13 protein-coding genes are annotated in these 11,293 nt (G+C 29.4%); 9 read left to right on the top strand and 4 right to left on the bottom strand.

The features are described from left to right. Positions 1-240: 240 nt before the first annotated feature. Positions 241-1,707: an aminoacyl-histidine dipeptidase gene (locus tag AABJ49_RS13750; protein ID WP_338378864.1), complete on the bottom strand. Its 1,467-nt coding sequence runs from the start codon at positions 1,705-1,707 to the stop codon at positions 241-243. A 97-nt stretch (positions 1,708-1,804) separates the two neighbouring features. Here AABJ49_RS13750 and AABJ49_RS13745 point away from each other — a divergent pair, with 97 nt between their 5' ends. Then, positions 1,805-2,869: a DUF3810 domain-containing protein gene (locus tag AABJ49_RS13745; protein WP_338378863.1), complete on the top strand. Its 1,065-nt coding sequence runs from the start codon at positions 1,805-1,807 to the stop codon at positions 2,867-2,869. 49 nt (positions 2,870-2,918) lie between these two features. Here AABJ49_RS13745 and AABJ49_RS13740 read toward each other — a convergent pair whose 3' ends face one another. Beyond that, positions 2,919-4,223 carry an NAD(P)/FAD-dependent oxidoreductase gene (locus AABJ49_RS13740; protein ID WP_338378862.1) on the bottom strand — a complete coding sequence of 435 codons (1,305 nt, stop codon included), beginning with the start codon at positions 4,221-4,223 and terminating at the stop codon, positions 2,919-2,921. A gap of 171 nt (positions 4,224-4,394) precedes the next feature. On the opposite strand from AABJ49_RS13740, the gene AABJ49_RS13735 reads away from it, so the two are divergent. From AABJ49_RS13735 to AABJ49_RS13725, 3 genes are read left to right on the top strand one after another with little or no spacing between them, the layout of a single operon-like run. Further along, positions 4,395-4,889, top strand: coding sequence for an RNA polymerase sigma factor (locus AABJ49_RS13735; RefSeq protein WP_338378861.1), 495 nt, complete (start codon positions 4,395-4,397; stop codon positions 4,887-4,889). A 2-nt stretch (positions 4,890-4,891) separates the two neighbouring features. Next, the gene (locus AABJ49_RS13730; RefSeq protein ID WP_338378860.1) at positions 4,892-5,533 is read left to right on the top strand and encodes a hypothetical protein; all 642 of its coding nucleotides are present in this window, start codon (positions 4,892-4,894) and stop codon (positions 5,531-5,533) included. A 4-nt stretch (positions 5,534-5,537) separates the two neighbouring features. After that, positions 5,538-6,395 carry a TraB/GumN family protein gene (locus AABJ49_RS13725; protein WP_338378859.1) on the top strand — a complete coding sequence of 286 codons (858 nt, stop codon included), beginning with the start codon at positions 5,538-5,540 and terminating at the stop codon, positions 6,393-6,395. A gap of 33 nt (positions 6,396-6,428) precedes the next feature. Here the strand turns inward: AABJ49_RS13725 and AABJ49_RS13720 are convergent, their stop codons facing one another. Next, complete coding sequence (locus AABJ49_RS13720; protein ID WP_338378858.1) at positions 6,429-7,232, bottom strand: lysophospholipid acyltransferase family protein; 804 nt, start codon at positions 7,230-7,232, stop codon at positions 6,429-6,431. A 44-nt stretch (positions 7,233-7,276) separates the two neighbouring features. Continuing rightward, positions 7,277-7,918, bottom strand: coding sequence for a CoA pyrophosphatase (locus tag AABJ49_RS13715; protein WP_338378857.1), 642 nt, complete (start codon positions 7,916-7,918; stop codon positions 7,277-7,279). 69 nt (positions 7,919-7,987) lie between these two features. Between AABJ49_RS13715 and AABJ49_RS13710 the strand changes: the two genes are divergently transcribed. The 5 genes from AABJ49_RS13710 to AABJ49_RS13690 all read left to right on the top strand — a co-directional run bounded on the left by AABJ49_RS13710 (position 7,988) and on the right by AABJ49_RS13690 (position 11,209). Beyond that, positions 7,988-8,431 (top strand): DUF4268 domain-containing protein, encoded by a 444-nt coding sequence (locus tag AABJ49_RS13710; RefSeq protein ID WP_338378856.1) that lies wholly within the window; start codon positions 7,988-7,990, stop codon positions 8,429-8,431. A gap of 68 nt (positions 8,432-8,499) precedes the next feature. After that, complete coding sequence (gene msrB, locus AABJ49_RS13705) at positions 8,500-8,979, top strand: peptide-methionine (R)-S-oxide reductase MsrB (RefSeq protein WP_338378855.1); 480 nt, start codon at positions 8,500-8,502, stop codon at positions 8,977-8,979. A gap of 36 nt (positions 8,980-9,015) precedes the next feature. Further along, complete coding sequence (locus AABJ49_RS13700) at positions 9,016-9,504, top strand: DinB family protein (protein ID WP_338378854.1); 489 nt, start codon at positions 9,016-9,018, stop codon at positions 9,502-9,504. After that, on the top strand, positions 9,492-10,166 hold the full coding sequence (locus AABJ49_RS13695; RefSeq protein WP_338378853.1) for an NRDE family protein: 675 nt from the start codon (positions 9,492-9,494) through the stop codon (positions 10,164-10,166). The genes AABJ49_RS13700 and AABJ49_RS13695 overlap by 13 nt, the downstream gene beginning before the upstream one ends. Next, on the top strand, positions 10,166-11,209 hold the full coding sequence (locus AABJ49_RS13690; RefSeq protein ID WP_338378852.1) for a D-alanine--D-alanine ligase: 1,044 nt from the start codon (positions 10,166-10,168) through the stop codon (positions 11,207-11,209). The genes AABJ49_RS13695 and AABJ49_RS13690 overlap by 1 nt, the downstream gene beginning before the upstream one ends. Positions 11,210-11,293 lie beyond the last annotated feature (84 nt).

The raw sequence follows: 11,293 nt of genomic DNA, 5'->3' as shown, positions 1-11,293 counted from the left end.
CTCCAACTCAACAAGCTGAACCTGCTCAAAATGCAGCTGGAGTTTGGCATTATACCTGCGGTAAAGGCTGTGCTGGTGGATCAGGAACTGCAGAACCATGCAAATCGTGTGGAACACTGTTAGCTCACAATCAAGCTTATCATCAATAAAATATAGTCTCGCAAAGACAAATTTTTTAAATTAAAAAAACCTCGTTATTATAACGAGGTTTTCTATTTTCTATTTTCTATATTCTTTACTCTATTTCCTTTCAGGAATATTCTCTAAAACTTCCAACACAAATTTCCAATATTTTTGAACGGAAGAAATACTAGCTCTTTCATCTGGACTATGAGCTCCTTTGATGGTTGGGCCAAATGAAATCATATCCATATCAGGATAATTGGTTCCTAAAATTCCACATTCTAATCCAGCGTGACAAGCTACTACGTCTGCTTTCTTACCATTTTGTTTTTCATAAATTGAACTCAAAACATCTAATATTTCAGAATTAGCGTTTGGTGTCCAACCAGGATAACTTCCAGAAAATTCCACTTCACAACCCATTAATTCAAAGGCTGAACGTAATGAATTCGCTAAATCAAACTTAGCTGTTTCTACAGAAGAACGTGTTAAACATTGTACGCTTAATTTTCCATCACCAACTGTAACTTTAGCAATATTATTTGAAGTTTCAACTAAATCAGCAAAATCAGCACTCATTCTATACACTCCATTGTGAGCTGTGTATAAAGCACGAACTAAAAAATACTGAGCCATTGGAGGCATAACTTTAGCTGGTGTAGTTTCTGATTTCTCAATAACAACTTCTAAATTAGGTTCTGTTGTTTTTAATTCCGTTTTAATTTCGTTGATGATGTCTTGCATGTCAAATACAAAAGCTTCATCATAAACATTAGCAATTATAACTTGGGCAACACTTTCACGTGGAATAGCATTACGCAAACTTCCTCCTTTTATAGTTGCAATTTGCAATCCAAAATCGTCAAAACCATTAAACAAAAGACGGTTCATAATTTTGTTGGCATTTCCTAATCCTTTATGAATATCCATTCCGGAATGTCCACCTTTTAAACCTTTTACCGTGATTGTATATCCAACAGCGTTTTCTGGAGTTTCTTCTTCGTCATATTCAGCCGTTGCAGTAACATCTACTCCACCAGCACAACCTATGTCAATTTCGTCATCTTCTTCAGTGTCTAAGTTTAAAAGAATTTCTCCTTCTAACATGCCACCTTGTAAACCCATTGCACCAGTCATACCTGTTTCTTCATCAATAGTAAACAAAGCTTCAATTGCTGGATGTTTGATAGTTTTACTTTCTAATACTGCCATAATTGTGGCAACTCCTAACCCATTATCAGCTCCAAGTGTTGTTCCGTTTGCACGAACCCAATCTCCATCCACATACATTTCAATTCCTTGTGTGTCGAAATCAAAAACCGTATCATTATTTTTTTGATGCACCATATCCAAATGCGATTGCATTACGATGGTTTTTCTATTTTCCATTCCTGCAGAAGCTGGTTTTTTGATGATTACATTTCCCACTTCATCTTTTATAGTATCAAATCCTAGTTTCTTACCAAAATCCATCATAAATGCAATGACTCTTTTTTCTTTTTTTGAAGGTCTAGGCACTGCATTTAAGTCTGCAAATTTGTTCCAAAGTTCTTTAGGTTCAAGGTTTCTTACTTCTTGGCTCATTATATTTATGTTTTTGTAAGTTTCGAAATGCAAAGTTACAAAGTTTAATTTCTTTAGGAATTGATTTGTAGTTATATTTACATTTTAAATTAAAACTGTGCAAAAAAAATACATTTTACCTTTATTGTTGATTGTCCAAATTATTGTTGTCAAGATATTAGCTTTCTTTCCTGAAATTATTGAAGCCTATTACAGTAAAGGTTTTTATCCAATTCTTTCAAAAGGATTGAGAAGTTTGTTTGGTGGACTTTCATTTTCTTTTGGAGATGTAATGTACAGTGTTTTGATTTTCTTTTTCATTAAATGGATATTTATAAATAGAAAAGGATTTTTTAGAAATTGGAAAGTTAACGGTTTGAAATTCTTAAGTATTCTATCAATATTTTATTTCTTTTTTCATTTTTTATGGGGAATGAATTACTATCGAATTCCTTTACACGAAAAATTAAACATCAACAAAGAGTATGAATTAGCTGATTTGGAAGCTTTAACTGAAAAAATGATTGCCAAATCCAATGAATTACAAATCAGAATAACCGCAAATGATTCTGTTGCAGTTATAAATCCATATTCTGAAAAAGAGATTTTTGAAATGGCTCAAAATGGTTATCATAAGCTGCCAAAAGATGTAAAAGAATTTGATTATCATACCAAAAGTATAAAACAATCCTTATTTAGTATGCCTTTAAGTTACATGGGTTTTGGTGGTTATTTGAATCCATTTACCAATGAAGCACAAGTTAATTATTTGAAACCCAAATACGCTACACCTTTTACAACCTGTCACGAAATGGCTCATCAAACTGGAATTGGTTCAGAAAGTGAATGTAATTTTATTGGATATTTAGCTTCCATAAATAATTCTGATGATTATTTTCAATATGCTGCTTACACAACAGCTGTAAGATATTGTTTCAGAAATTTAGAAGAAATTGAGGAAGGAAAAAGTAAACTTTATATGGAAAAATTAAACAAAGGTGTGCTAAAAAACTTCGATGAAAATGAAATATTTTGGAAGAAATACGAAACTCCAATCAATACTTTTTTTGAATATTTCTATGATAATTTCTTAAAAGCAAACCAACAAAAAGATGGTTTAGAAAGTTATAGTAAGTTTATAGGATTGTTGATTGGGTATGAGAAAGTTGACAGTATTCAGTAATTAGTTAGCAGTTATACTAAAGACTCAAAATTGAATACTACCAACTTTCTTATATCTCATCACTAGTAAAACTAACGGCTTGTTTCTTTTTATACGGACGAATAATCAAACGAGCTTCTCTATCAAAACGAATGTAGTTATAAACCCAATTTAAAAACACAACCGCTTTATTTTTAAAGCCAATTAACGATAATAAATGCACAAACATCCAAACAAACCAGGCAAAAACACCGCTGAATTTATAATGTGGTAAATCTACAACAGCTTTGTTTCTTCCAATTGTTGCCATTGATCCTTTATCTTTATATACAAATGGTTTTAAAGGTTTATTAGCAACTAAACTAATAAGATTTTCAGACAAGTGTCTTCCTTGTTGCATTGCTGGTTGAGCCATCATAGGATGTCCTTGTGGAAAATCTTCTGAAACCATACAAGCTATATCACCAATGGCAAAAATATTATCATAACCTACAACTTGATTGAATTCATTAACTTTAATTCTATCTGCTCTTTCCACTAAACTTTCAGCAGACAAACCGTTTACTAAAGCTCCTTGAACTCCAGCAGTCCAAATTACCGTTGCACTATCAAAAGTTAAATCAGAATTAGTAGTAATAATTCTTCCGTCATAACCCATTACTCTAACATTTTTCCATACACTAACACCCAGATCTATTAAAAACTTCTCTGCTTTTTTAGAAGCATTCTCACTCATGGTATTCAAAATTCTGTCACCACTTTGTATCAGATTGATTTCCATTTTTCGAACATCTAAATCAGGATAATCTTTGGGTAAAACAGCTTTTTTCATTTCAGCCAAAGCTCCAGCCAATTCAACACCTGTTGGTCCTCCACCAACTAAAACAAAATTCATTAAACTATGACGTTCTTCAATATCATTCGTCAGTAAAGCTTGTTCAAAATTTTCGAGAATTAAACTTCGAATGTTTAGCGATTGAGGAATGGTTTTCATGGCCATACAATTGCCTTCCATTTCTTTGTTTCCAAAAAAATTGGTTTTAGAACCTGTAGCTAATACTAAATAATCATATTTAAGTTCTCCAATATCCGCAATAACTTTGTTATTTTTAGAATCAATCTCTTTTACGTCAGATAATCGAAAATAAAAATCGTTGCTTTCTTGCAAGACTTTTCGAATAGGATAAGCAATAGAATCGGGTTCCAATCCACCAGTTGCAACTTGATACATTAATGGTTGAAAATTGTGATAATTGTGTTTATCTAAAAGTACAACTTGTACACTTTTATTTCGAAGTTTTTTGGCTAAAGCAATTCCTGCAAAACCACCACCTATAATAACAATTCTTGGAAAACTAGAACGAGGTATGTTCATTTGTGAAATATGAATTTTAGAATACAAATATAAGAAAATGATTTTTAGATTTTTGGATTATTAGATACTTCTAAATAATAAATAAACAACTCAACGATTAAACAATTAAACGATTAAACAAAATATTCACTATACTTGTAACAACATTCACTTTTAGTATACTTATCAGGTATGAATCAAGAATCGGAAGACATTTTTGTAAAACAATTACAAGAAAATCAGAATATAATCCACAAAATTTGTAGGTTATATACTTCTGATGATGATTCGCACAAGGATTTATTTCAGGAAATTACCATTCAGTTGTGGAAAGCTTTTCCAAAGTTTAGAGGTGATTCTAAATTTACAACTTGGGCTTATCGAGTAGGCTTAAACACTGCCATTACACTTTATAGAAAAAAGAAACGAACCATTAGCACCATTGAGTTTGACAATACTTTTCATAAAGTTAAGCAAGAAGACTATAATTTTGAGGAAGAAGAACAGTTGAAACTTTTATATAGTGCTGTTGGCGAATTAAATGACATTGAAAAAGCATTGGTTTTTTTGTATTTAGAAGATAAGAATTATGCTGAAATATCTGAAACATTAGGAATTAGTGAAGTAAATGCAAGGGTGAAAATGAACAGGGTAAAAGGAAAATTAAAAAAAATATTAAATCCGTAACTATGGATGAATTAGAGATATTAAAAAAAGATTGGAAGAAGAAAGAAAATTCTTTTAATCAAATAACCGAAAAAGAAATTTATGGCATGCTTCATAAACGATCTTCTTCTATTGTGAAGTGGATTTTTTTGATAAGTATTGGCGAATTTTTGTTGTGGATTTTAGCAGCACTCATGTTGAGAAATAATGAGCAAATTAATAAGTTTAACGGTTATGATACTTATCATATAATGATGATTTTAGAAGTAATTAGTTATTGTATTTTAGGGTATTTTATAGTGCTTTTTTACTTAAATTATAAAAAAATAAACACTACACAATCTATTAAAAGCCTGATTAAAAACATATTAAACACTCGAAAAACGGTTCAGAATTATATTAAGATTGTAATTATTTATACAATATTTACTGCTTTAGTTATGTTTTTTGTACAGTTTAACTTTGATCCAGAATTAGTAAAAATTTATAATGAAGTCGAAAGAAAAGGTAAGGCAACTATTTTTATTGTAATTTCATTGCTAATTACATTAATTTTTATTGGAGTTTTTGCATTCTTTATTTGGCTTTTTTATAAGCTTATTTATGGAATTTTATTAAAACGCTTGAATAATAATTACGAAGAATTAAAAAAATTAGAAATATAAATTTATGGTACGAATTATTTTTGCTATAGCTACTATTTTATTTGGTTTTGTAGTCAATGCACAAGATTTAGAAAAAAGTTTACTTTGGAAGATTTCTGGAAATGGATTAGAAAAACCTTCTTATCTTTTTGGAACTATGCACGCAGTTTGTGAAATTAATTTTGATGATAATCTCAAAAAAGCATTAGATGAAACTTCGCAGTTATATCTTGAAATTGATATGGACGATCCAACTTTGCAAACATCCATGATGAAAGATATGATGATGAAAGATGGAGTTACATTGTCGTCATTAATGACTGAAGAAGAAGTGAAATTAGTAGATGATTTTTTAAAAGCAAATGTTAATGTTTCTATTAAAATGGTTGATAAATTCAAGCCTTTCATGATTAGTTCTATGTTTATACCTAAACTTTTAGAATGTCCTATGCAATCTATTGAAATGGAATTAGTAAAAAATTCTAAAGAACAAAATGAAGAAGTATATGGTTTGGAAGAAATTTCAGATCAATTAGCCGTTTTTGATAAAATTCCGTATAAAACTCAAGTGGAGGAATTGATTAAAACAGCAAAAGATAATATGGTTGAAGGTAAAGCAGAATTTAAAAAGTTAATGGCTATTTATGACGATCAAAATATTGAAGGTATGCTAGATGTAATGAAAGAATCGGATAATAAAATTTCGTCAGATTTTAGTGATGTTTTGTTAAATGATAGAAATGCAAATTGGATTCCAATTATTGAAAGAGTTTCTAAAGAACAACCTACTTTTTATGGTGTTGGAGCTGGACATTTAGCTGGTGAAAAAGGAGTGATTAAACTTCTACGAAAAAAAGGCTATACCGTTGAAGCTGTAAAATAAAAAAATCCCATCAAAAATTTGATGGGATTTTTTTTAATATCTCCAAAGTCGCTCTTTATTTAATTTGGCTTCTTCTTCTAAAACTTCTGCTGGAATTACTTTCAAAAAAGAAGGATGTTGTTCAATTGCATATTCAATTTTTTCTACAACTTGTTCTACAGTATCATTTTCATAATCAATTTTCAAAGGTTCTTTGATAACCATTGATTGTAAAATTCCTTTCTTTTTAATACGAAGTCCTTTTCTGTCAAAAGATCTTCTAAAACCATCAATCACAACAGGAACAACTATAGGTTTATGTTGCAAAATAATATGGGCTGTTCCTTTTCTCACAGGTTTAAATGAACGTGTTGTACCTTGAGGAAACGTAATTACCCAACCATCTTGCAAAGCAACCTTAATGTTTTCTGTATCATTTGGATTCACTTCCCTTTTAACATCTTTACCTTCAGCTCTCCAAGTTCTTTCAACAGTAATTGCTCCTGCATAAGCTAATATTTTTGGTAATAAACCAGCTTCCATAGTTTCTTTTGCAGCTACATAATAGATATTCATTTTTGGATTCCAAAGATATCCTACATTTTTGATATTATCTTCTCTTCCTTTTAAACTTGCATTAAAAACATGAAACATAGCAACAACATCAGCAAAATAGGTTTGATGATTTGAGATAAACAAAACATTAGTGTCTGGTAAATTTTTAATAATTTCAGAGCCCTCAATTTGCATTTCATTGAAACCTCTATATCTTCTATGAGTCAATGCACCGAAGAATCTAATCAACCATTTTTTTAAAAATAATATATGTCCAAAAGGATTTCTTTTAAATAAACCCATAATTTTTTAAATTTTTTTCAAGGCTACAAATGTAATAAAACCTTTTAAATTATAGCATTTTTGATATTTTCCTTTAACTCGCTCATCATCATGGCAGTTGCTCCCCAAACCACATATTTTTCTACCATAAACGCAGGAACTTCAATATCAGTCGCATAAGAAGTGGTCATTTTAACATTTGAAATAGTTGTGTCATCTAAAAACAATGATAATGGAAATTCCAAAACACGTTTAACTTCATCTAAATCAGGAATAAATTCCAATTCTTCGTGAGAAATCCCCATAAAAGGATACACTAAAAAATTACTAGGTGGAATATAAATCTCACTAAATGGTTTAATTATAGTTACTTTTTCAGGATGAACTCCAACTTCCTCATGCGTTTCGCGCAAAGCTGTATGCCTCAAATCTAAATCTTCTAATTCAACCTTTCCACCAGGAAAACCAATTTGTGAAGAATGTACACCCGGATAAGTATTTCTTACAATTAAAGCTAAATGTGTTATTTCATTTTTTGGATAAAACAACATTAAAACAGCAGCTTTTTTTGGCTTTTTATCAAGGTAGTTGATTTCCTTTAAAAAAGAAATTCGTTCCAAAGGTGCCATTTTTGCATGAGCATCTGTGGAAAGAAGTTTTTCTTTCTCTATTTTTGGAACATATTTGATAAATTCACTGAAAAGCATACATTTATTTTAATTGTAAGTTTAAAGATAATCGAAATTTTAATTTTCAACACAAATTTCTTATAAAAAATGTTTAGTAAAGAAGAAGTACAACGTATTAAAAGAGAGTTTTGGGTAAAATTTGCCGAAGAACATCCAAGAAAATGGATATTATACAATACCAAAATAAAAGATGTTGCGTTTAAATTCTATATAGATAATAAAAAAGCACAAGTTTTATTAGAAATAGAACCAAAAGACGAAAAAAATCGTATAATATATTATGAGAAGATTGAGTCGTTAAAAAATATTTTATTAGACGAATATTTACCTGATGCCATTTTTGAACGTAATTTGTATTTAGAAAATGGAAAAGCCGTAAGTCGAATTTGGGTAGAAAAATTGAATGTAAGCAGTAATAATAAAAATACATGGCCTGAAATTTTTGATTTTTTTAATGAAAAAATGGATGCTTTTGAACGATTTTTTTATGAATATGAAGACTATATTAAAGATTTAGAGATAAACACTTAACTAGATTGATGTCATTAATCTAACATCAATTTAATTTTATAAAAAGTAAATTTGAAAAAAATTAAGCTATGAAAAAGTTAATTGCATTAATAGTATTAGTAACATTACAATCGTGTTACTCACAAAAAAAAGAAGAAACAAAACCAACTGTTATTAAAACCGAAGCAGAATGGAAGAAAAAATTAACAGCTGAACAATATAACGTTCTTCGTGAAAAAGGGACTGAAAGAGCATTTACTGGTGAATATTGGGATCATTTCGAAAAAGGAAATTACGTTTGTGCGGCTTGTAACAATGTTTTGTTTTCTTCGGAAATGAAATTTGAATCAGACTGTGGTTGGCCATCATTTGATAAAGCTGTTGAAGGTTCAGTTAAATATAACGAAGATTATAGTTTTGGTATGACAAGAACAGAAGTTGTGTGTGCCAATTGTGATGGACATTTAGGTCATGTATTTGATGATGGACCTAAAGAAACAACCGGCAAACGTTTTTGTACCAATTCAGTTTCAATCAAATTTATTCCTGAAGGTAAATCAGTTAATTAAAAAAAACATTAATTTTAGAAAATCAAAATTAATTATATGCTTATATCTTCTATAAAAGACAATTTCAGTGAAATAATTAGTCTTTTAACTAATTTAGACACTTCCTCTTATACATTTTGTCATTCTGAATTAAGTAATGCTACTATTGGTGAACACACAAGACACATTATTGAAATGTATCAATCATTGATTAATAATTATGAAATTGGTATAATTAATTATGACAAAAGAGAAAGAAATTTATCAATTCAAACAGATGTTGAATATGCTATAAATTGCATAAAAACAATAGTAAACAACCTCGAAAAACCTAATAAAGAATTAATTCTTCAACAAGGTATTGACAAATTAGTTTATAGCATTTCAACAAATTATGAAAGAGAATTACTTTACAATTTAGAACATAGTATTCATCATCAAGCATTAATAAAAGTAGCTGTTTTAAAAAATCCATCTATACAGTTAAGTGAAAATTTTGGTGTTGCAAAATCTACAATCGAATATAGAAACCAATGTGTACAGTAAGTTTTTTTCCTCTAAAAGATAGTTATTGCATAACATCCAACAGAGACGAAAGTATTTTAAGAGAAAGAGCAATTCCTCCAACTAAATATCTAATCAATAATCAAGAAATTTATTTTCCAAAAGACCCAAAAGCTGGAGGAACATGGTTTGCTCATAATAATAAAAGTTCAATTGTTTTACTAAATGGAGCAAGAGAAAAACACATTCATAAATCAAATTACAGAAAAAGTAGAGGTCTAATCGTTTTAGACTTAATTTCTTCTATAAATCCAATCCAAGAATGGGACACAATTGAATTAGACAATATTGAACCTTTTACAATTGTATTATTTTCTGAAGAGAAATTATATCAATTACAATGGGATGAGATAACAAAAAATAGCATAGAGTTAAATCCAAATGAAAATCATATTTGGTCATCATCAACTTTATATGAAAAAGAAATAAGAGAAGAAAGAGCTGCTTGGTTTCAAGATTTCATTAAGTCTGAAAATGAATTGAATAGCCAAAAACTATTAAATTTCCATCAGTTTACTGAAAGTGAAAATAAAAATTTCGGACTTCAAATTAATAGAAACAATATTTTAAAAACTATTAGCATTACCCAATGTGTTATTTCTAAAAATGATATTACATTTAATTATATTGATTTATTAGACTAATGAAAAGCACCAAATTATTTTTACATAAACTAACAAATTGGGAATATTGGCCTTATCAAGTACTTTATACACCAGTCTATTTTCAATATTTATACTACGTTTTTAGAACCAGGTCATTCTTCTTCTTCAATGCCTCAAATCCTACCATTAAAAACGGAGGCTTTTTTATGGAATCTAAAAAAGAAATCTATGATCTAATTCCTCAAGAATATTATCCAAAAACGCTTTTATTTAAAGCTAAAGAAGATATAGAAATAGTTATTAAGCTTTTGACAGAAAAAGGAATAAATTTTCCTTTAATAGCAAAACCAGACATAGGTTTAAGAGGAACAGCCGTAAAGAAAATTGATACAATTCAAGATTTAGAAAAATACATAAATCAAGCAAATTTTGATTTTCTAATTCAAGATTTAATTCCTTATGAAAACGAAATTGGTTTATTCTACGTAAAATTACCAAATTCAGAAAAAGGAATGTTAACTGGAATAGTTTCAAAAGAATTTCTAATCCTAAAAGGAAACGGAGAAGAAACAATAAGACAACTTCTAGAAAAAGATCCAAGATTTGAACTTCAAATCCCTGTTTTAGAAAAAGAATTTTCAGAAATTATAGACACAGTGCTAGATGAAAATAAAACGATTAACCTAGTTCCATATGGAAATCATTGCAGGGGAACAAAATTCGTAGATGCAAGTCATCATATAACTCCAAAAATGACTGAATCGTTCAACGAAATATGCTCAAAAATAGAAGGTTTCCATTTTGGAAGAATGGATATTATGTATAACAATTACTCCGATTTAGAACAAGGAAAAAACTTTCAAATAGTAGAAATAAACGGAGCTATAAGCGAACCAACACACATGTACGACCCAAAACACTCCTTATTATATGGTTGGAAGGAACTAACCAGACATTTTCACTACATGTATTTAATAAGTAAAGAAAACCGCAAAAAAGGAGCAAAATATCTAACTTTCAAAGAAGGTGTTACAGAATTTAAAAACCACCATAAACATTACGACAGAATTCTAGAATTTTAAAAAACCAAATCCAATTCATTAAAGTTGGATTTTTTTTATGGCGTGTCCTTTCAGGTCGGGCTATCCGCACTCGCTTTTTTTGTT

This window comes from uncultured Flavobacterium sp. (assembly GCF_963922255.1).
Lineage (GTDB): Bacteria > Bacteroidota > Bacteroidia > Flavobacteriales > Flavobacteriaceae > Flavobacterium.
The sequence above is the reverse complement of the archived record's forward strand: the minus strand, read 5'-3'. Positions and strand labels throughout refer to the sequence as shown.

What these genes read in the sequence shown, in the direction of transcription:
- AABJ49_RS13720 (WP_338378858.1), bottom strand. Translation starts at nt 7,232, where the DNA reads ATGGGTTTATTTAAAAGAAATCCTTTTGGACATATATTATTTTTAAAA.
- AABJ49_RS13690 (WP_338378852.1), top strand. Translation starts at nt 10,166, where the DNA reads ATGAAAAGCACCAAATTATTTTTACATAAACTAACAAATTGGGAATAT.
- AABJ49_RS13730 (WP_338378860.1), top strand. Translation starts at nt 4,892, where the DNA reads ATGGATGAATTAGAGATATTAAAAAAAGATTGGAAGAAGAAAGAAAAT.
- AABJ49_RS13735 (WP_338378861.1), top strand. Translation starts at nt 4,395, where the DNA reads ATGAATCAAGAATCGGAAGACATTTTTGTAAAACAATTACAAGAAAAT.
- AABJ49_RS13710 (WP_338378856.1), top strand. Translation starts at nt 7,988, where the DNA reads ATGTTTAGTAAAGAAGAAGTACAACGTATTAAAAGAGAGTTTTGGGTA.
- AABJ49_RS13740 (WP_338378862.1), bottom strand. Translation starts at nt 4,223, where the DNA reads ATGAACATACCTCGTTCTAGTTTTCCAAGAATTGTTATTATAGGTGGT.
- msrB (WP_338378855.1), top strand. Translation starts at nt 8,500, where the DNA reads ATGAAAAAGTTAATTGCATTAATAGTATTAGTAACATTACAATCGTGT.
- AABJ49_RS13725 (WP_338378859.1), top strand. Translation starts at nt 5,538, where the DNA reads ATGGTACGAATTATTTTTGCTATAGCTACTATTTTATTTGGTTTTGTA.
- AABJ49_RS13715 (WP_338378857.1), bottom strand. Translation starts at nt 7,918, where the DNA reads ATGCTTTTCAGTGAATTTATCAAATATGTTCCAAAAATAGAGAAAGAA.
- AABJ49_RS13750 (WP_338378864.1), bottom strand. Translation starts at nt 1,707, where the DNA reads ATGAGCCAAGAAGTAAGAAACCTTGAACCTAAAGAACTTTGGAACAAA.
- AABJ49_RS13695 (WP_338378853.1), top strand. Translation starts at nt 9,492, where the DNA reads ATGTGTACAGTAAGTTTTTTTCCTCTAAAAGATAGTTATTGCATAACA.
- AABJ49_RS13700 (WP_338378854.1), top strand. Translation starts at nt 9,016, where the DNA reads ATGCTTATATCTTCTATAAAAGACAATTTCAGTGAAATAATTAGTCTT.